Raw genomic sequence first — 20496 nt, forward strand, 5'->3', positions numbered from 1 at the left:
GGTGTTTGATTGTTCATATACTAATGATAATTCATCCAATCTTATTCCGAAAAGACCTCAGATACTCCTGATATGAAATTGGAAACTCATTTGCTCTTGCAGCCTCTAATAACAAATTCACATAATCCATAGTTGGTTGAGCATACGATTTCTGTTTATCCTGCATCACATAAGTCCAGACATCCTCAACTGTTTTATACCCTCCCCCTTCACGAAGCTGAATGGTAACAGAAAGCCGGCCATAAATCTCCGGATAAAATTTATTGGCATCCATGGCAGCCAGCTCTGTATCACTGATGTTGTACAGTAATCCCCACACTTCTTCACCTGCAGCAGGCACTACATCAGCACCTCCCCGACTACGTTGTTCCAGATGGGTAGTAAATACAAGCTGATAGCTCTCAAGATAACCTGCTCCCAATAGTTCGGCATTGGGGCAAAGCTTTTGCATCTTTTCAGGACTGATGTTCGAGCCGTATGAAAAATAAAGGTTCTGTGACATACTCTTTTCAATATGATACAATAGAAAAGCCACTAACTGAATATGAAATGGAATTCAATCAGTGGCTCTCAGAAAATACAATTAGTCTTTTATACCTTCCAGTTTAAAGATAAAGGCATATTTAAATGCTGTCTCTTTGATTGCTTTAAAACGACCTGAAGCGCCACCATGACCTGCTTCCATATTGGTTTTCAATAACAATACATGATTATCTGTCTTCAACGTACGTAGTTTGGCTACCCACTTGGCAGGTTCCCAATACTGTACCTGAGAATCATGCAAGCCTGTTGTTACCAACATATTGGGATATGCTTTCTTCTCTACATTATCGTACGGAGAATAGGATAGCATGTAATCGTAGTATTCTTTCTCATTGGGATTACCCCATTCTTCATATTCTCCGGTAGTCAATGGAATGGACTCATCCAACATGGTAGTTACCACATCTACAAAAGGCACATCAGCAATGATGGCATTATACTTGTCTGGAGCCATATTGGCAACAGCACCCATCAACAAACCACCAGCACTACCCCCATTCGCATACAAATGAGAGGTTGACGTATACTTTTCTTTGATCAGAAACTCGGAACAGTCGATAAAGTCAGTAAAGGTATTTTTCTTTTTCAGCATTTTACCATTGTCATACCACTGACGTCCCATTTCCTGTCCACCCCGGATGTGGCAGATAGCAAACGCAAATCCTCTGTTTAACAAACTCAAACGAGCGACACTGAATGTAGGGTCAGTAGAATAGCCATAGGAGCCATAGGAATACTGATACAATGGAGCCTGTCCATTTTTCTCAAATCCTTTCTTGTAAACAATAGAAATAGGAATCTTTACTCCATCACGGGCGGTTGCATACACACGTTCGGTCACATACTCTTCTTTGTTATAGCCTCCTACTACCTCCTGTTGCTTCATCAACTTGGCTTCTTTGGTATCCATATTGTAATCAAACGTAGATGGAGGTGTAGTCATGGAAGTATAGCCATACCGCAGTACATCAGTATTGAAATCCGGATTGGTACTGGTATAAGCAGTATAGGCAGGCTCACCAAAGTTGATATAATGCTCTGCTTTGCTTTTTTGATTGATGACCCGAATATTGATCAATCCTTCTTTGCGTTCCTGTAACACCAGATGGTTCACAAATACTTCCAGTCCATCCAGATATACATCTGCACGATGAGGAATAACTTCTTTCCAGGCTGATTTATCAGCAGTTTTGCCTTCCGGAACTTCCATTAGACGGAAGTTTTCTGCCTGCCAGTTGGTGCGAACATAAAACTTGTCCTTATAATGTTCAATGTTGTATTCATGGCCATGTTCGCGAGTCAAAAATACGGTAAACTCGCCTGTAGGCTTACTGGCATCCAGCAAACGGTATTCCGTAGACACACCATTGTGGTCACAGGCAATGGCAATATACTTCTTGGATTTCATACGATACAGTCCCATATAAAACTGATCGTCTTTCTCTTCATATACCTTTACATCCGTTTTAGGGTCAGTTCCTAATACATGTCGCCATACCTGATACCCAAGCAATGTCTGCTGATGACGAATGATATAAAACAACGTTTTGTTATCAGCCGCCCACGCATAGCTACCTCCTTCTGTATTGGGAATAGCATCGGGATAAATCTCACCCGTCTTCAGGTTCTTTACTCTCAATATATAATTCCGACGACTTACTGTATCTTCTCCAAAAGCGATTAACTCCTCATTATCAGACACTTCCAACCCACCCAAACTATAATAGTTATGTCCATGACCTCTTTCGTTGGCATTGATGATCACCTCTTCAGGTGCAGACAGAGATCCTTTCTTTCTGCAATAAATAGGATATTCGCCACCCTTCTCAAAGCGTGTATAATAGTAATAGTTTCCATCCTTGTAAGGTACAGACTCATCATCTTCTTTGATACGGCCTTTGATCTCTTCAAAAAGTTTATCCTGTAAAACTTTGGTATCAGCCATCATGGTGTCTGTATAGGCATTTTCGGCTTCCAGGTATTTGATCACATTGGGATCTTCCCGTTTATTTAACCAGTAATAGTTGTCTGTACGGGATGCGCCATGTTTAGCTTTGACTTCAAAAGCCTTCACCTCTGCAATGGGAGGTTTTACATCAGGGAAATGGGGTGCAGATGTTTCAGTTTCTTTTTCTTTCATAGAGTTACATGCCATCAGGAGTAAAAGTGGCACTGCAAAAGTAGTTTTTTTCATTTGAGTTTTTAGTTGGTTATGATCGATGTGGTTTTACAAATAGTGAAAGATACTACCAAGGCAGACACAAACCATGATTTTAGTATGAATGGTATCAGAATAAAAGACTATTTATTACTTCCTTTTTCAGGAAACAAATATTTTACCACAGCAAAGAAGAAACCAGCTACATTAGCGGTCATAGAACCAATCAAGGCTAATACAATAGCATCACTGAGATGGAAATCCCAGGCTTTTGAGCCACTGGTTACAATGGCAGCTAATACAATAACGAGCCAGCTACATAACATCCAGAAAATACGTTGAGCATATTTTTTCCGCTCCTGTGTATCCTGCTTCTGATCTTCGTTAGCCAGGTTACGGGTATTATTCTCCAGAATAAGCCGCTGCTGCTCCAGAATATGAATCTCACGCTGAATATTCAATTTCAGCCGTAAATCTTCATTCTCAATACGCAGTCGTTCGATATTTACTTCTCTTTGTGCTTTTTCGTAGGAAGCTATTTCTTCTTCTGAGAGGGAATTGGCATCAGCCAAAGACTTGGATTGCTCTTCCTGTTTGAGTTTGTCCTGTAAGGCCAGCAGATCAATGGGCTTCTTTGTTTCCAAGCGAATTCAGTTTTTGAACGAAATATTCTTTGATGTACTCTTCGTTGATGTCTTTGTTGCTGGGAATATTTTTTACACTGCCATATTGCTCATAGATCTTATACCAGGGAGTGCCTTTCTCATGTGTCAGATTAGAAAGAGCAATAGCAGACAGATCAGAGTAGACATACCAAACCACATCCAGAATCTGTCGGGCAGTTTCGTCATCTATGCCTGATTTAACTACAGGGGTATTGAAATTAGGCATGGGCTCTGTGATGGTATTGTTGCCAAAGTGTCGGAATGCCTCATATACCGAAGGAATAACCGGCCCATACCGCCAGGCTTCAATCATTTCATTAAAAAGTCGCTGATTGGTGGTGGCCAGATACCAGCCATAGGCAAAGTACATGAGTTTTTGCAGCTTCATGGGAGAAAGGGGTTTATTGTCGGCTTTTCCTTTCGCTAAAAAATAATTTGCTATAGCTGCAGATGAATACATAGGTATAAATTGGTTTACAGTAAAGTTACAGCATGGTTTTAACTTTATCAAGCCCAATAACATCCCTTATCATGTGTAATGATTAGATATAGAAAACAAAAAAGCCCTGTATGATACAGGGCTTCCTTATTAGTATAGTTATTAGGCTTACTTCATCTTACGCAAGCTTTCCAGTCTCTCTTCTAATGCTTTGATTTTCGCTTCCGCATCAGCCAGCTTTTTGCGTTCGGTTTCAACAATCTCCGGCTTGGCATTAGCAACAAAACGCTCATTACCAAGCTTTTTCAGTGTTGTTTCTCTGAAACCTTGATTATATTCCAGATCTTTCTGTGCTTTCTCAATCTCTACCTCAACATCTAGCTCCTCTTCTAAAGGAATGAAACATTCATCTGTCTTTACAATAAAGCTTAATGCACCATCAATTTTAGTATTTGTAAACGTTAGTTCAGACACATTGGCTAGTTTCTGAATTAGCTTTCCAAAACGTGTATATGCTCCTTGATTTTGTGTACGCACAACTAGTGGAAGTGATGTCTTAGGAGACATACCTCTATTATTTCTAGTATTTCGGATCTGAGAAATTATCTCCTGAGCAATTGCACCGTCTTCGACAATATCATTATTTGCATTTTCTAGTTTTGGATAGGCAGCAATACAAATGCTATCACCATCTTTTCTCTCTGAAAGTGTCTGCCAGATTTCTTCTGTAACAAAAGGCATAAATGGATGCATAACACGAAGAACCTGATCAAACAGTTCAGCTGTTTCTTTGTATACAACACTACTGATCTTTTGACCAAATTCAGGCTTTATCATTTCCAGATACCATGAACAGAAATCATCCCAAGCCAGATTGTATACAGTTAGCAATGCATCGGAAATACGATAGTCAGCAAAATAACCCTCAATTTCAGCTAACTTCTGATTAAACCGGGCTTTGAACCATTGAATAGCAATCAAATCTTCAGCAGTAGCCTGCAGAGAACTGTCAACATTATTATCTAGCTCCCACCCTTTTACCAATCGAAAAGCATTCCAGATTTTATTATTGAATCTACTACCCTGATCACAAAGTTTAGATGCTAAGACATCATTACTCTTATCTGCCAAAAACGCAGCGATCACTTCCGGATCGTTGGACTTTGGTACTGGAGTATCAAAGATCAGGTCATTACCAGCAGGTGAACTAAACAACAAACCCGTACGCACTCCATCTGCCCCATAACGCTCCATTAAAGCAATTGGGTCAGGAGAGTTACCTAACTGTTTCGCCATCTTGCGACCATACTGATCACGAATAATCCCTGTAAAGTATACATTTTTAAATGGCGCCTCATGACGGTATTCATAACCGGAAACAATCATCCGGGCTACCCAGAAGAAAATAATATCCGGACCTGTTACCAGATCATTGGTTGGATAGAAATACTGAATATCTTCGTTATTGGGATCTTTTAATCCATCAAACACAGAGATTGGCCATAACCACGATGAAAACCATGTATCCAGTACATCCTCATCCTGAGATAGTTCTTCTACAGCTAAACCAGGATATTGAGTCTTGTATAGATTAAGTGCTTCTTCATTATTTTTGGCTACTACAAAGTTACCCTGTTTATCATACCAGGCCGGAATGCGCTGCCCCCACCATAGCTGACGCGAAATACACCAATCCTGAATGTTCTCCATCCAGTTGCGATAGGTATTTTTAAAACGGGCAGGATGAAATTGAATGGTATCATTCAACACGTTTTCCAGCGCAGGTTTTGCCAGTTCATCCATCTTCAGCCACCACTGCAAGGATACTTTGGGCTCTACCACCGTATCAGGATTGCGCTCCGAATATCCTACATTACTCTTATATTCCTCTATTTTTTCCAGATAACCAGCCGCTTCCAAGTCTTTGGCAATCTGCTTACGAATCGTAAAACGGTCCTTGCCTACATATTCTGCAATGCCAGATCTTTCATTCAATGTTCCATCATCATTCAGAATGTCAATCACTGGCAAATCATATTTCTTACCCAGTTCGTAGTCATTCAGGTCATGGGCTGGAGTTACCTTTAAGGCACCTGTACCAAAATCCATTGTCACATATTCGTCCGCTATTACCGGAATCTCCCGATTAACAAATGGTACAATCACCTTCTTACCATGTAAATGAACATACCGTTCATCGTTCGGATTTACACAAATGGCAGTATCAGCCAGAATCGTTTCCGGACGAGTGGTTGCAATGGTAACAAAGTCTGATGCAGAACCAGCAATCGGATATTTTATGTAATACAGCTTTGACTGACTTTCCTTGTGAATAACTTCCTCATCTGAAAGAGCAGTCTTTCCTTTAGGGTCCCAGTTTACCATGCGATAGGCACGATAAATCTTTCCTTTATTGTACAGGTCTACAAAAACATCAATAACCGCCTCTGACAAAGAAGGTTCCATTGTGAAGCGAGTCCGATCCCAGTCGCAGGAGGCACCTAGTTTCTTCAACTGTTCCAGAATGATTCCTCCATATGTCTCTTTCCATTCCCAGGCATATTTCAGAAACTCATCACGGGTAATACTTTTTTTGTCAATCCCCTTTTCACGTAACATTCCTACTACTTTGGCTTCTGTAGCAATAGAGGCATGATCTGTACCTGGCACCCAGCAAGCTTCTTTTCCCTGCATACGTGCTCTACGCACCAAAATATCCTGAATGGTGTTATTCAACATATGTCCCATATGTAATTTCCCTGTCACATTAGGGGGAGGAATCACAATACAGTAGGGCTCTTTTTCAGGATTAGGTTTGGCAGCAAAAAATTTATGCTCTAACCAATACTGGTACCACTTGTCTTCAACATTCTTAGGATCGTAGGTCTTTGCTATTTCCATGATAGTATTTAATAATCAATGTACTGTGCTTTACGTTCTACATATGGTGTATCTGTACCATTGAATAATTCAGAAAGCAAAACGTGAATTGGGGTGCAAAATTAGTGACTGTTAGCCGGTATTCAATAGCGGGCATTATTTTTTCGGAAAATTTCCGGGAAATTAGTTGAAAACCCGTAACTTAATAGCTTTAAAAATCTTTTCTTTCATTTTTTGGATCGAAAGAGAGTACTTATTCAGAGGTGGTCTAAACTAATTTATAAAGGCTACAAAGGCATCTTTTGTGCTGCGTCTTCATCTATTTTTCGGCCTATAGCCGCTGGCTATGCCCCTCAAAATAGTTTCGACTCGCTACAAAATCTGCTCTTTTCGCTTCTTTAAAGTTAGTTCAGACCACCTCTAACACTGGAAAACTATACAGCGGAGTATATCCGTATGGACTTGTAACCAATAACCACTTGTAACTCTTCACTTTCGTAATGCTTTTATCATCCCGACAGACCCGTTTTTTCTTTCTGATGTACATCTTGTTACCTTTTGTTACCGGCCTGGGCCACATATGGCAGGGAGCTACATTTCTTGGAGGAGCCTACCTGTTTGTGACCATCCCTTATAGTATAGCTTACCTGACACTGAGACACCTTTCCCGCATCAGCATTCTATTGTTACAGGCACTGGGAGCATTGATGATGATTGTCATTGCGGCAGACCTGTATCAGCAAGGTAATCAATGGATTCCCTACCTGCTTGTGCTTACTGCCATTCTGAATGTCTATGTTTTCTGGTCTGGCAACAGAAAGAAGGTTGGCAGTGGTCAATAAATATTTGCTATTCAAGTATTATGATTGAGGATTAGTAGCCCAAACCGTAGCCTCTGTTACAAACCCTCTGTCATTCATCTGCAGCATGCTTACAATGGTATGCGCAATCTCAATCGCCTCCAACTTGGACGGACTATGAGGACGTACTTCCATGCCTGAGTTACTAACAAAGTTAGTTTGTACCTCACTGGGGTTTACCAGCATAACCCGAATATTGTTCTTCCGAAATTCCTGTCTCCAGCACTCTGTCATCCCTTTTAGTGCAAACTTGGTTGCAACATAAGCTGTTCCACCTGCAAATCCATTTAACCCGGCTGTGGATGAGATATTGACGATATTACCATAATTTTTTGAGACAAAGTGTTTAACACTTTCCCGGCCAGCGATCATCGCTCCTACTACATTGGTAGCAAGCAACTCCTGAAATTTTTCTGTAGATAAGTCTGCCAGCTTCGAAAAATAACCATAAGCAGCATTGTTAATCAAAACATTGTAGTCGCCAAATTCACGTATCACTGTTTCAACAATCCGTTTTACATCCTCTTCCTTGCTAACGTCGCCTTGAATGGGGAATGCGCCGGATTCTTTGGCAGCTTCATGTAAACGGGTATCATTCCGTCCACAAATAGCTACCTGAGCCCCTAGTGATACCAATTGTTTGGCAGTTTCCAGTCCAATACCTGAACTACCACCTGTAATCAATACTTTAGCCTGTTGTAAGTTCATACATCAAAAAGATAGTGTGTACAAATCAAAAAAGTTATGGTAAGAATTTTCTCAATGTCAGTATACAACTTAGTTAGGCATTCAACAGTTCACAGGTATCATTTTTTTACTTATTCTGTGCCTATTCTACACAAGGAAAATATAGTATGCATACCACTTTTATTAAAACCATAGCCTGTATTAAAAATATAATCCTGCCTGCCAGTTTACACCGTTTTCAAAATTTATAACCTGTCATTATCAATATAAATCCATTAAATATCTCAGCCTGTTCCGATAAATTTCTGTATTTATTGCATATTTGACCAACAAGCCTCTAAAGTATTTTTTTCATTTCAACCTTTATTTATGTCGAGTCCCTATACCCGAAAGCAACGCAAAGGAGCCATGCTGGTTCTAATTATCCTATTGTTTTGTTTTCTTGCCTATGCCCTACGTGGTTTTATTACTTCCTTTTTTGGAGCATTAATCATTTACACATTGTTTCGTTCCTGGCATCAGAAACTGGTAGAGCAGCGCAAATGGAAACCAGCCTTAAGCACTACCATAATTCTGATTGTCTCTTTCCTGCTTATTATTCTACCTGTTGGGATTGTAGTATATCAGGTTGCTAATCAGGTTGTGCAGCTTGTGAAAGATCCGACAGTGGTTACAGGTATTATAGCCAAAATCCAGCATTATCCACTTTATCAAAAGTATGTAGATCCCCAGCTATTACAGGATCAACTGAGCCGTATAGGCCAGGTAGCTGTGAATATTTTCGGCACAACCCTCAATGGTCTAGCCAATAGTATAGCTACGATTAGTGTTATGTATCTGATCCTCTACTTTATGTTTGCTCATTACAAAGCCATGGAAACCTGGCTTATGCAGTATTTGCCCTTCAGCCCGAGAAACTCTTATCAGTATGCGGATGAATTACGAAATATCACTTACAGCAATGTGATTGGCTCCGGCATTATTGCTGTGATCCAGGGAGCTTTGGTAGGCCTTGGCTTCTGGCTATTTGGCATTCCCCAGCCTTTCTTTTATGGAACTATTGCTGTATTTGCCTCTTTTATTCCAGTAATAGGGTCTGCACTTATTTTTATACCAGGCAGTCTATTTGCTCTTGCCAGTGGTGAAACAGGTCACGGTATCGGATTATTGTTATGGGGATTCATTCTGGTAGCCAATATTGATAATGTACTACGGATGGTCCTGAACAAGAAAATAGGTGACACTCATCCACTCATTACGTTTCTGGGCATTATTGTTGGCCTTCCGATTTTTGGCCTAACCGGATTGGTGATTGGCCCCTTACTACTCTCCTTCTTTGTTTTGTCTGTACAAATGTATACCCGCAACTATCTTTCCAAACCTGCATCCGAAAAAGAATTAGAGATCAAGATAGTCAAAGAAGAATCGGAAAAAAGTCCTCAGAATCCATCTGACCGCAAAGAAGATACAGACACAAATAAATAATTGGCAGAAAGATTACCCCGACTTGCCGATTCCTTTTTAGTGGAGTATGTTATCAGACTAATTTTAGTCTAACAACATACTCCACTAACTACCATGAAAAATATACTCTGTTGTCTTTATTTGCTTTTATTTTATCCTGCATCCGGACAGACACTCAAAAAAGAATCTATCCAAAACAAGGCCTGGACTAAGGCAACCCGATATGCCAGACAATATGTTGATTCACTGCAACATGCACAAGATATTCCAGGTATATCTGTGTGTGTAGGGAATGCAGATAACATTTTGTGGGCGGAGGGATTTGGTTTAGCAGATCTGGAGACACACCAACCTGTAACTATCCACTCCAGATTTCGGTTGGGTTCTGTTTCTAAATCACTCACTTCGTTTGCTATAGGCAAGCTGATCGAAGAAAAGAAACTTGATCTGGATATCGCAATCCAGAACTATGTCCCTTCATTTCCTGTCAAAGCCTATCCATTTACAGCCCGGCAACTGGCTACTCACACATCGGGTATTCGTCATTATCGGGCTAGTGATCCATTATCCTGCCTTCAACGTTATGCAACAGTACTGGAAAGTCTATCTATCTTTAATAAGGACAGTCTTTTGTTTAAACCTGGTACAGCCTATCAGTATTCTACCTATGGGTATTCATTACTCAGTGCCGTCATTGAGGGGGCTAGTCATCTGGATTATCTCACATTTATGAAACAAGCCGTCTTTGATCCACTGAATATGGCAGAGACCTGTGCTGATTACAGTGACAGCATTGTGGCAAATAGGGTACGTTTTTATGAACATACTCATGGAAAACGGGTCAATGCCACTCAGGTCGACAATAGTTACAAGTGGGCAGGAGGAGGAATGTTGTCTACCTCCACAGATCTGGTCAGGTTAGGCAGAGAGTTTTTGCATCCTACGCTTCTTTCCCAAAAAACACTAGATTTACTCATCTCTCCACAATTACTTCTGGATGGAACCAATACACACTATGGAATGGGATGGCGTATTGGGACAGATGCTCAAAATCGCAGAATTATTCACCATGGTGGTTTAATTGATGGAGGCAGAGCATTTCTGCTGATTTATCCGGAACATAATCTGGTTGTAGCCATTCTGGCAAATATGAGTGGAGTTACTATTAACTTACCAGAAGTGGAAACCATTGCCCATTATTTCTTCACAGCAAACCGATGAAAAAATCAGCTATTATTCTGCTTCACCTGGGTTACTGGCTTTTATATATTTTCTTGTTCAGTTTTCTGTTTATACTTTCAGAGACAACTAACCAGTCTGCATTTGAACATTGGGATGATTGGATAGCAATTCTGTTACTCGCCTTTCTGAATGGACTTGCCAGTTTTTATACATTTTACAACTGGTTAGTTCCTCACTACCTGGCTAACCGGCAAATTAAGCAATTCATAGGATTGGGAATAGGCGTATCCATTGGAATTTCACTTGTTCTAACCATTGTAGTTTCACTGGCGATAAATGTTCTTATCTATATATTCCTACATGAAATATGGTTTATTACCTTTCCACCAGAGTCATGGCCTGTTCTTATTATTGGCTTTACATTCCTTGCATTGATAAATGGTATCATCAGCACTGTGATGAGAGGTTTTGTCACCTGGTATGGAGAAATTCATCTGAAGGAAGTAACTGCTCATAAAACCCTACGTACAGAGTTTGCCCTCTTAAAAGCACAGCTCAACCCACACTTTTTGTTCAATACCCTCAATAACATTGATATCCTGATCGGACAGGATGCAGTAAGGGCATCTTTGTACCTTACCAAACTATCAGATATGCTACGTTTTGTTCTATATGATACCCAGGCAGACCAAATTCTTCTAACTCAGGAACTAGAGTACATTCAAAAATACATTGAACTACAAAAACTCCGTACTACAAATGAAAAATATGTAGCTTTTGAGATTGATGGACAACCCAACAAAATCCAGATACCGCCGATGCTTTTCATACCTTTTATTGAAAATGCATTCAAATATGCATCCAATAAAAGGGTATCTGAAGCCATTTCTATCCATATTAGCATTACTCAAACACATATTCACTTTAGATGTATCAATGTTATTGATCTGAATGATCCGGTATCACGCAATTACAGCGGTCTTGGACACGAACTGATTCGTCAGCGACTTCTATTACTATACCAGGAAAAATTCAATTTAGTAACTCATGTAATTGACCATCACTACTATGTTTATTTGGATTTACCCATAAAAGCTTATGAACTGTCTGCTCATTGAAGATGAACCTCTGGCTATGCTACGATTAAAGGAATATATTCAACGAATTCCATTTCTTCGCCTTTGCCATGCAGTAGACAATAGTATGGAAGCCATTCTACTATTGCAACAAGAATCTATTGATCTGGTGTTTCTGGATGTAGAAATGGATGGATTTTCGGGCATTCAACTCCTGGAAGCTTTACCCAAACGACCCGCAGTAATTCTGACAACTGCTTATGATCAGTATGCTCTTAAAGCTTTTGATCTACAGGTTGTAGACTATCTGTTGAAACCCTATACTTTTGATCGCTTTCTCCAGGCTATATCACGTGTTCCTCCCCCAAAACAGGCAGAAATCCTCAATCCATTTTTATTTGTAAAAACAGAATACCGTCTTCAGAAGGTTGCTTTTGAAGAAATCAAGTACATAGAAGGTATGCGTGATTACAGACGTATTCATTTAGATCAGGAAACAATTATGACACTGGAGACCTTTGGGGAATTAGAACAACGACTACCTCAGCAACAGTTTTGCAGAATTCATAAATCGTATTTAGTGGCACTAAATAAAATTGAATCAGTTGAACGGGATCGTATCCGGATTTCTAAGGCACTACTTCCACTTTCAGAAACATATCGCCATCAGTTTTACGAACGAATTGGTCGAAACGGCAAATGAAAACCTTAGCAAAGAATCAAAAAACAAAACCTACTAAAGCAACAACTTAAACATAAAATATATACTATTATACTACTAAACACTTAGTAAAGCAACAAAATATCACACTTAATACTTTAGAAAATACAGTATTTCGCATAACTATTTTCAGTATCTTTAAAGAAAAAAGAACAGATTCTCAACCAATATTCACTCTTTAATGGCAAGACACACAACAACCTCTGCAATACGTAAATACAGATCAGAATACTACCGTCTAATGGTAGAAGAAGCACGTCTCAATGAGCAGCTTCATCATATGCTCAAACGCATCAGGAAAATTGCACAAGATGAAAAACAATCTCTTGCCAACCACATTCATTTAACAAACTTACTGGCCCAGGCAACTCTGCAGAAAGCTGAACAGGAAGCTCAACCTGTCTCCAAAGAACGAAACAAGCAGTTGAAGAAAGCTGAGTCGGTATGGAAGGACATTACTATTCAACACAAACGTAATGATCTTCGTCTTGCGGTATTGGACAAGAAAAAAGATAAGGACAATGCAACTAAATATATTCTCAAAGAACTGAAACGTGATCAGATACGTATTCGCGCAAAGGCTGCCTATGCTATATGGAAACAACTTGAACAGACTGAACAATACGAGTTTATGGACTTTGAAATGTTCAAGGCTCTCCATTTTGTCAAAACCCAGAAACAAATAGCCTCAAATCATTCTCATTCTACCAGATCCACTAGAGATGGAGACTCTTCTATCAGTCCCAAGACTCAGCCATCTGTTGAAGTAACACACTCTGCAATAACTGTGTATTCACGTGGTGAAAGACAACTAACTTCATATGTGTCTGTTTCTCCACGTATATATTCTCCTTGTATTCTTAGTAAGCGAGAAGTCTACTCTGTTGCTGCACCGTTTGTTCGAGGGAGCAAGAGTGAGTCAGTATCAGACTTGTGTCTCTGATAAGACCTAAAAAATTTATTCAGTTATTCCAAAACAGATTTGCACTCTACTGCCAATCTGCAAGTAACCTATTGCCTTCACTGAATGATTTTATTCTTATTTTTTAATACTATCTAATACTTTTTTAACACTATCTATTCCCTAAACCAAGCCTTCTCAAAATATTTCATAGATTTATCCCCAGTCTGCTCCAGGTATAGCTGGGATGATTTTTTATAATTTATTTACTACATCACACTGTGTATCTGGAAACGGATTCCATTGTATGGGATTATCAATACTATCCTTTTTTATAAACCGTTTACACTTTCTTTTTTATGAAAAAAACAAACCTGGCTCTGCTTTCGCTATTTGGCCTGGGACTTTGTTACCCTTTTACTTTGTACGCGCAAAAGAATAAAACCTTTCAGCTTTTATCCCCCAATAGCACCATTCAGCTTACGGTTGAGGCAGGAAAAAAAATGCAATGGAGCGTAAAGCATGGTTCCGAGTCAATTATTGAACCATCTCCTCTATCATTAAAGCTGGCAGGTGGAGAGGTTTTGGGAGATGCAGCAAAAATCACATCCTCTAAAACAACCAAAATCAATCAGCAGATTAATGCACTTAACTACAAAAAAGATATAGTTCCAGATCAGTATAATCAGCTGGTCCTAAACTGTAAGGGAGGCTTTGGAATCATTTTCAGAGCGTATAACGATGGAGTTGCCTATCGCTTTTTTACCACACGGAAGGATTCGCTGACTATTGAAAACGAAGAAGCGGGGTTTCATTTCAGAGAGGATTATCAGGTATACATTCCGTATGTAAATGATGCCCACAACAACGATGTTTTTGAAACTTCTTTTGAAAATAATTACCAGCACATTGCTCTTTCAAAAGTAAAAAAAGACACACTGTCTTTTGCCCCTATTCTGATTGAACTGCCCAATAATAAGAAGGCTGTTATTACAGAAGCAGATTTGGAAGAATATCCGGGTATGTTTCTGCAAACAAGTCAGCAAGGATATGCTCTGCAAGGGAAGTTTGCTCCTTATCCTCTGGAAGAAAAGAAAGCCGGACATAACAACCTCCAGGCCTATGTTATGAAACGGGCTAACTACATTGCCAAAACTGCTGGTTCCCGTAGCTTTCCCTGGCGTACAGTGATTATCAGCGCCACAGATACAGAATTACTGAACAATGACATGGTCTATAAACTGGCATCTCCATCCCGTATAAAAGATCCCTCATGGATTAAACCAGGCAAAGTGGCCTGGGACTGGTGGAATGACTGGAACGTTACCAATGTTAATTTTCAGGCAGGCATCAACACAGCTACCTATAAGTATTACATAGACTTTGCAGCCAGGCATAAAATCGAAAATATTCTGTTGGATGAGGGCTGGGCAGATAGTCAGGATATTATGAAAATTGTTCCTGAAATCAATCTTCAGGAGATTGTGGATTACGGCAAAAGCAAAAATGTAGGTGTATGGTTATGGGGAGGCTGGCTGCCTTTGGATCAGAAAATGGATCTGGCACTAAGTACCTATTCCAAAATAGGAATCAAAGGATTTAAAATCGACTTCATGGATCGGGATGATCAGAAGATGGTAAACTTTTTTTATCGTTTTGCTCAGAAAGCAGCAGAACACAAAATTATGTTAGACTATCATGGTGCCTATAAACCTACTGGATTGCAACGTACCTATCCCAATGTACTGAATTTTGAAGGAGTACGGGGCTTGGAAAATGTGAAATGGTCCAACACGGATTTTCCTCTGTATGACTGCACTATTCCATTTATCCGTATGATAGCAGGACCAATGGACTACACTCCCGGCGCAATGATCAATGCTAACAAAGGCAGTTTCAGGGCGATTAATTCCAGTCCGATGAGTCAGGGAACACGCTGTCACCAACTGGCGATGTATGTAATCTTTGAATCTCCATTTGAAATGCTTTGTGATAATCCAACCAACTATATGCGGGAAGAGGAAAGTACACGATTTATTACTTCAATACCTACCACCTTTGACCAGACGGTAGCTTTGGATGGGAAAGTATCTGAGTATTGTGCCATTGCCCGCAAAAAGAAAGATACCTGGTATGTAGGCACAATGACCAACTGGACACCTCGTGATATCTTACTGGATCTTTCGTTTCTGGGAGCAGGAAACTTTGAGGCTGAAATCTTTAAGGATGGAGTTAATGCAGACCGAAATGGTATAGACTATAAACGGGAAGTGATTAAAGTATCTTCAAAAGATAAACTCAAGATACACATGGCAGGTGGTGGTGGCTGGGCAGCGCGGATTTATCAAGCGAAATAAGCATTCAGACTTTTTTGGGGACTTTGTTTTATAAAACCAGCGTCTATTCTTTTAAAAAGAGTATAGGTGCTGGTTGATTTTTTACTGATTTCCCTACAAGAGTTTGCTTATTGTCACTTTCATTATTCTGTTTGTGCATCCTCTTTGTTACATTAGTTTATTATCTCTTTCTTCACTCTTCCTACCATGTCACTTTCTTTGCTTGCCCAAAGAAAGTAACCAAAGAAAGGGCACTTTTTCCCGATCCTTCAGCCCACAAGGCCAAAGGCCAACCTCGCGGGAAAAAGATTGCTAACGCACCTACACCACCTTTCGTGATTTAAGTGCTATCTGCTCTCTTTGTAACATCTTTGTATGGCTATATATTTCAGTTAAATCCTTTTCCTCAAAATTTGGGATGATTCATGTTTGCATTCAGGATATTCCAAATACCTTTTACACAGGCTCAAGAGGAATGTAGACTTCTTTTACTAGCCTGGAATATACCACTAGGGCAGGATTAGACATAAACACCTCAAATCCAAATAATTCAGCAATTTTATATCCACTATCAGGTAACCATTGATCATGAAAAATCTGTAAAGCGCGAAAGGTGTCCCGCACCCCTCCTCTGACTTTAAAAACAGCATATTTCCCTCCGGAGATAGTTATTGTCTCTGTATTTTTTGGTATAGCCTGTTCTTTTGAAATACTGATACAGGTGCCATATCTATCCTGATGAGGATAAATCAGCCCCAGCATTCGGGTATCAGAAGTGAGCATATCATGTGCATCGGCAAAGCATAAAATGTCTTTAAACGATTGCTGAATTAAGGTTTCATCCTGTAATGGTGCATTGATAAAAATGCCTCTCATCTCTGCAATCTTTTTGATTTCTACTTTCAATGTCTTTTTGCTGCCACCTTCTGCATACACTATTTTTTTTGAATCTATCAGTCCTTTTAGATGGAAAGATTCCTTACGGATAATTACCTGTTGCTGGTGTTGTACTTGTCGCATTTTTTCAGCAGAGATGCCGAAATAGCTCTTAAAAGCTCTGGCAAAAACAGCAGGTGAAGAAAATCCACATTCATAGGCAACTTCTGTAATAGATTTCTGTCCATACACAATCAGGTAATGTGCCGCAGTTTCGAGACGCATACGGATTATATACTGCTTGGGTGATTCACCCATTGCCTGTTTAAATAACTTCTGCAGGTGAAAGGGAGAATAGTTTGCTTTCTCAGCCAATACCTCCAATGATATATCATTGTTCAGATTCTTAAGAATGTAATTGATTACAGTCTCTAACCGCTGTTTGTGTTCTTTGGAAATATCTTTTGGTAACATAACGTATTGGCTATGATGCAGGCAGTATACTCCTGCTATCTTCAATGTAGGAAAATTTACTATATCAGACACCAGGAAATGCTTCAATATATAGAAGTCCTTTACCCAAGAAGGAGCCAACTGAAGCTATACAAGCTAGTTATATCCAAACAGTTCTGCGTTATTCATAGACAAGAGCTTGCCGGGTCGAAATCGCAATTGCAGAACGAGCAGGAATACGGCTTGCCAGCCATCCAAATAGCAGTGTTACCACAAGTGTGATTAAAAATCCGGGAATGCTAAAGGCATAGGCAAGAATAGAGTTTTGTCCCAGCATCAGATTTCCAAAAAATAAAGCTGCCAGTTGACTCAATGGATAAGCTATAATCAACCCCAATAAAACACTCATGATACTAATCAAAAATCCTTCTCTGACAAACAAACTATAAATCTGTGCAGAGGTCGCTCCGATAGCTCTCATAACTCCAATTTCACGGGTACGTTCCCAGATATTGATACCAGTAGCAGAGGCCATGCCTACAGCACTTACTACCAATACTAGAAAGGAGAGTATAAGAATGTTCGTAAGAATAATATTTAAATGAGCATAAATGATTCTTACCCGTTCAGCCTGAGACATTACATACACTACATTGAGATCAGAAGAACTGATAGCACTTTCAATTTCTCTTTTTAGGGCCATTACCTGATCGTATCTGTTTTCTTTTGCCACAAATACCAATGTATTAATCAGATGGGAAGGATTTACCAAATTATCATAGTGTGCAATGTCCAGATAAATTTTAGGTTTCTCAAATTGTTCGGCGATACCAACCAGAGTCACATGACAGATCTTGTTTCCAATAGTTACATCAAAAGAAGAGCCTATTTCAGGATGGTTGTATAACGCCCATGCCTGCTGATTAATTACTACTTCTACTTTTTTGCTTACCTGCAGCCATCTTCCCTGAAGTATTTTCATATGTAATCGCTGTGTTTTGGCAGGCAACGCTACGATACCAATACCTTTAGTTGTCGCAATTACTTTTGATTGAATCTCTCCTCTGCCTCCTACCCACATCTCAATGGTTTTTACATTAGTGAGTTTTTGAAATGGCTGTAAAGCTTTCTGACGGGAAACTGGCTTATCCAGCACAACCTGTACATCATACCGTAATTCATCTTTTTGCCCTTCCAGCAGATTCCATAATGATTGTCGGACATTAAACCCTGTACAAAAAATTGCAACACCCAGTGCCATTGTCAATACAGTTACCACTAATCTCCGCTTACTTCGTTGTGCATTGCGTATAGCCATTATCCATGCTTCGGATAATTTTAACCGTCTTACTATAGCGTAGCTATTCCATTTTGATTGTTGAACAATGCCATAATCACTTAATGCTATTCGAATTGCTATCTTTGTACCCCGAACAATCACTCCTAACGAAAGAAGAACAGGTAGAGATAAGCTAAGCAGTAGTAGATACAAGTACACCTGTATAGGAACTGTCTTTGTCAGAATATCAAAATTAAGCTTGCCAGCTACAAATCCTGCAAATGCCTGGCTTGATACAGAAGCCAAAGGAATGGCAATCCCACCAGCCATAGCACCTATCACCAAAAGGACAAAGATATACATTCGAAAAATATGAAAACGTGAAGCGCCTATAGCTTTCAAAATTCCGATTTGTCGGACGTGGCTGACCAACATAGAACGGACCAACTGTGATACCAACACTGCTCCCATCAGAAACGCTAATAATCCGATGGCTCCAATAAGAAACAACAATGTGTTTAACTGCCATTGATGTGGATGTTCATTGAATCTGGGAATGTCAATAGATTGAACTGTTACACCTGATCTTTGTAATACATCTGTTAGCAAATGTACTTTCTGTTCAACCTCTTCTGCAGAATGCACATTTCTGAAACGCACAATGATTCGCCGATGTGTAAGTAAACCTGTTATCTGCTGATACGTTTGGGGATCAGTATAAGCATAAATGAAAGCATCTTGAGTAGCCGGTGCCTGTCCTGGATCAAAACATATCCCACTAACCTTGACTGTCTTCACTGAACTACCGATTCGTACATTCACTATTGATCCATTTCGAATTACAGACACATTTTTACCATCCCTTTCTATCAAAACGGATCCCTTTTCAGGAGTTGCAGCTCCTTCCTGATGAAAAATTCTGGCAAGTTTTATATCTGAAAAATCATCTACACTGTACAACCATAATGGTATCCATACATTAGACCGAACTTCAATACGGTGTAGGGAAAAATCACGAAATTCAGCACTTTCTATTTCTGGTAAACTAAGTAAACGGCGTGTATCCTGTTTATCAAAATCCGAAGAGGTAAATACAGCATGTGCAGGTAGTGTCCGCAGGTAGTTTTCCTGCAAATCATGCGTCAAAATAACATAGGCTATGCCTACCGTTCCGACACCCCATATACCTAGTAGCAACGCAAATACAACAGTCAATGAGCGTTTTGGACTATAAGTCAAATCACGGACTGCTTTTATTAGTTGTATATTCATGCTATAATTTCGTTGACAGTAGGTGTGACAATTTCTCCATCTGCTAACCAGATTGTACGCTGATACTTCAAGGATGTATCTTTTTCGTGTGTTACAACGATTACCGTTTTGCCATTTTGAGCTAACTCCTGAAAAATCTGATGAACAGAGGCCGCTGTTTTGCTATCAAGGTTTCCCGTAGGTTCGTCTGCAAGAATCACAGGTGGATCGTTCGCCAATGCCCGGGCAATGGCTGCACGCTGCTGTTGTCCTCCGGATAAAGAAGCAGGCATTTTATCTGCCTGATCTGCAATCCCAACCTGTGTTAAAAGTGTAATAGCCCTTGTTTCCCGCTGAGATCGGGGAATTACATTGACAAACTCCATAGCAAGCAGCAGATTTTCACAAATGGTAAGAGTAGGAATCAACTGAAAGAATTGAAACACGATTCCTATATTCTTTCCACGCCATCGTGCCAGTTGATCTTCGTCCAGCTCATTGATTTGCGTATCATTGATTCTGATGATCTATCCCTGCAATCATATTGAGCAAAGTTGACTTCCCACTACCCGATTTACCTACAATAGCCAGATACTCTCCTGACTGAATAGTCAGAGAAATAGTTTTCAATGCTGTATAAGATCGTTCCGAAGAATGAAATGTTTTGGTGACACCTTCCAGATATATCATTGTCTATTGTTGTTTGTATTGCACAAACATAGATA

At 39.7% G+C, this 20496-nt stretch carries 15 protein-coding genes and 1 pseudogene; 7 read left to right on the forward strand and 9 right to left on the reverse strand.

Annotated features, from left to right (window positions below; all coding sequences use genetic code 11):
* Positions 1 to 31: 31 nt before the first annotated feature.
* The 5 genes from QNI22_RS04835 to QNI22_RS04855 all read right to left on the reverse strand — a co-directional run bounded on the left by QNI22_RS04835 (position 32) and on the right by QNI22_RS04855 (position 6706).
* Positions 32 to 502 (reverse strand): gamma-glutamylcyclotransferase family protein, encoded by a 471-nt coding sequence (locus QNI22_RS04835; RefSeq protein WP_314509495.1) that lies wholly within the window; start codon positions 500 to 502, stop codon positions 32 to 34.
* Between the two features lie 81 nt (positions 503 to 583).
* Positions 584 to 2683 carry a S9 family peptidase gene (locus QNI22_RS04840; RefSeq protein ID WP_314509854.1) on the reverse strand — a complete coding sequence of 700 codons (2100 nt, stop codon included), beginning with the start codon at positions 2681 to 2683 and terminating at the stop codon, positions 584 to 586.
* Between the two features lie 161 nt (positions 2684 to 2844).
* Positions 2845 to 3345 carry a hypothetical protein gene (locus tag QNI22_RS04845; RefSeq protein ID WP_314509496.1) on the reverse strand — a complete coding sequence of 167 codons (501 nt, stop codon included), beginning with the start codon at positions 3343 to 3345 and terminating at the stop codon, positions 2845 to 2847.
* Complete coding sequence (locus QNI22_RS04850; RefSeq protein ID WP_314509497.1) at positions 3323 to 3826, reverse strand: Panacea domain-containing protein; 504 nt, start codon at positions 3824 to 3826, stop codon at positions 3323 to 3325. Before QNI22_RS04850 ends, QNI22_RS04845 begins: the two co-directional genes overlap by 23 nt.
* A 147-nt stretch (positions 3827 to 3973) precedes the next feature.
* Positions 3974 to 6706, reverse strand: a complete 2733-nt coding sequence (locus tag QNI22_RS04855; protein ID WP_314509498.1) for a valine--tRNA ligase — start codon at positions 6704 to 6706, stop codon at positions 3974 to 3976.
* 479 nt (positions 6707 to 7185) lie between these two features.
* Here QNI22_RS04855 and QNI22_RS04860 point away from each other — a divergent pair, with 479 nt between their 5' ends.
* Positions 7186 to 7527 carry a hypothetical protein gene (locus tag QNI22_RS04860; protein WP_313984804.1) on the forward strand — a complete coding sequence of 114 codons (342 nt, stop codon included), beginning with the start codon at positions 7186 to 7188 and terminating at the stop codon, positions 7525 to 7527.
* 18 nt (positions 7528 to 7545) lie between these two features.
* On the opposite strand, the gene QNI22_RS04865 is transcribed toward QNI22_RS04860, so the two are convergent.
* Positions 7546 to 8253 carry an SDR family oxidoreductase gene (locus QNI22_RS04865; RefSeq protein WP_314509500.1) on the reverse strand — a complete coding sequence of 236 codons (708 nt, stop codon included), beginning with the start codon at positions 8251 to 8253 and terminating at the stop codon, positions 7546 to 7548.
* A 348-nt stretch (positions 8254 to 8601) separates the two neighbouring features.
* Between QNI22_RS04865 and QNI22_RS04870 the strand changes: the two genes are divergently transcribed.
* From QNI22_RS04870 to QNI22_RS04895, 6 genes are all read left to right on the forward strand, one after another.
* Positions 8602 to 9717, forward strand: a complete 1116-nt coding sequence (locus tag QNI22_RS04870; protein ID WP_314509501.1) for an AI-2E family transporter — start codon at positions 8602 to 8604, stop codon at positions 9715 to 9717.
* A 93-nt stretch (positions 9718 to 9810) separates the two neighbouring features.
* Positions 9811 to 10917, forward strand: coding sequence for a serine hydrolase domain-containing protein (locus QNI22_RS04875; protein ID WP_314509502.1), 1107 nt, complete (start codon positions 9811 to 9813; stop codon positions 10915 to 10917).
* Positions 10914 to 11996, forward strand: coding sequence for a sensor histidine kinase (locus QNI22_RS04880; protein WP_314509503.1), 1083 nt, complete (start codon positions 10914 to 10916; stop codon positions 11994 to 11996). Before QNI22_RS04875 ends, QNI22_RS04880 begins: the two co-directional genes overlap by 4 nt.
* The gene (locus QNI22_RS04885) at positions 11977 to 12657 is read left to right on the forward strand and encodes a LytR/AlgR family response regulator transcription factor (RefSeq protein WP_314509504.1); all 681 of its coding nucleotides are present in this window, start codon (positions 11977 to 11979) and stop codon (positions 12655 to 12657) included. Before QNI22_RS04880 ends, QNI22_RS04885 begins: the two co-directional genes overlap by 20 nt.
* Before the next feature lie 199 nt (positions 12658 to 12856).
* Positions 12857 to 13618: a hypothetical protein gene (locus QNI22_RS04890; RefSeq protein ID WP_314509505.1), complete on the forward strand. Its 762-nt coding sequence runs from the start codon at positions 12857 to 12859 to the stop codon at positions 13616 to 13618.
* A 317-nt stretch (positions 13619 to 13935) separates the two neighbouring features.
* A complete protein-coding gene (locus tag QNI22_RS04895) occupies positions 13936 to 15933 on the forward strand; it encodes a glycoside hydrolase family 97 protein (RefSeq protein WP_314509506.1) in 1998 nt (665 codons plus the stop codon).
* Positions 15934 to 16368: 435 nt separating this feature from the next.
* Here the strand turns inward: QNI22_RS04895 and QNI22_RS04900 are convergent, their stop codons facing one another.
* From QNI22_RS04900 to QNI22_RS04910, 3 genes and pseudogenes are all read right to left on the reverse strand, one after another.
* Positions 16369 to 17262, reverse strand: coding sequence for an AraC family transcriptional regulator (locus QNI22_RS04900; protein ID WP_314509507.1), 894 nt, complete (start codon positions 17260 to 17262; stop codon positions 16369 to 16371).
* A 160-nt stretch (positions 17263 to 17422) separates the two neighbouring features.
* Positions 17423 to 19792 (reverse strand): FtsX-like permease family protein, encoded by a 2370-nt coding sequence (locus QNI22_RS04905; protein WP_314509508.1) that lies wholly within the window; start codon positions 19790 to 19792, stop codon positions 17423 to 17425.
* Positions 19789 to 20461: pseudogene (locus QNI22_RS04910) on the reverse strand (ABC transporter ATP-binding protein). The gene QNI22_RS04905 and the pseudogene QNI22_RS04910 overlap by 4 nt, the downstream one beginning before the upstream one ends.
* Between the last annotated feature and the right edge of the window lie 35 nt (positions 20462 to 20496).

Source organism: Xanthocytophaga agilis (assembly GCF_030068605.1).
Classification (GTDB): Bacteria; Bacteroidota; Bacteroidia; order Cytophagales; family 172606-1; genus Xanthocytophaga; species Xanthocytophaga agilis.

Coding starts and splice junctions, on each gene's coding strand:
- QNI22_RS04865 (WP_314509500.1), bottom strand. CDS start 8,253: ATGAACTTACAACAGGCTAAAGTATTGATTACAGGTGGTAGTTCAGGT.
- QNI22_RS04835 (WP_314509495.1), bottom strand. CDS start 502: ATGTCACAGAACCTTTATTTTTCATACGGCTCGAACATCAGTCCTGAA.
- QNI22_RS04870 (WP_314509501.1), top strand. CDS start 8,602: ATGTCGAGTCCCTATACCCGAAAGCAACGCAAAGGAGCCATGCTGGTT.
- QNI22_RS04900 (WP_314509507.1), bottom strand. CDS start 17,262: ATGTTACCAAAAGATATTTCCAAAGAACACAAACAGCGGTTAGAGACT.
- QNI22_RS04860 (WP_313984804.1), top strand. CDS start 7,186: ATGCTTTTATCATCCCGACAGACCCGTTTTTTCTTTCTGATGTACATC.
- QNI22_RS04850 (WP_314509497.1), bottom strand. CDS start 3,826: ATGTATTCATCTGCAGCTATAGCAAATTATTTTTTAGCGAAAGGAAAA.
- QNI22_RS04905 (WP_314509508.1), bottom strand. CDS start 19,792: ATGAATATACAACTAATAAAAGCAGTCCGTGATTTGACTTATAGTCCA.
- QNI22_RS04880 (WP_314509503.1), top strand. CDS start 10,914: ATGAAAAAATCAGCTATTATTCTGCTTCACCTGGGTTACTGGCTTTTA.
- QNI22_RS04885 (WP_314509504.1), top strand. CDS start 11,977: ATGAACTGTCTGCTCATTGAAGATGAACCTCTGGCTATGCTACGATTA.
- QNI22_RS04875 (WP_314509502.1), top strand. CDS start 9,811: ATGAAAAATATACTCTGTTGTCTTTATTTGCTTTTATTTTATCCTGCA.
- QNI22_RS04890 (WP_314509505.1), top strand. CDS start 12,857: ATGGCAAGACACACAACAACCTCTGCAATACGTAAATACAGATCAGAA.
- QNI22_RS04840 (WP_314509854.1), bottom strand. CDS start 2,683: ATGAAAGAAAAAGAAACTGAAACATCTGCACCCCATTTCCCTGATGTA.
- QNI22_RS04895 (WP_314509506.1), top strand. CDS start 13,936: ATGAAAAAAACAAACCTGGCTCTGCTTTCGCTATTTGGCCTGGGACTT.
- QNI22_RS04855 (WP_314509498.1), bottom strand. CDS start 6,706: ATGGAAATAGCAAAGACCTACGATCCTAAGAATGTTGAAGACAAGTGG.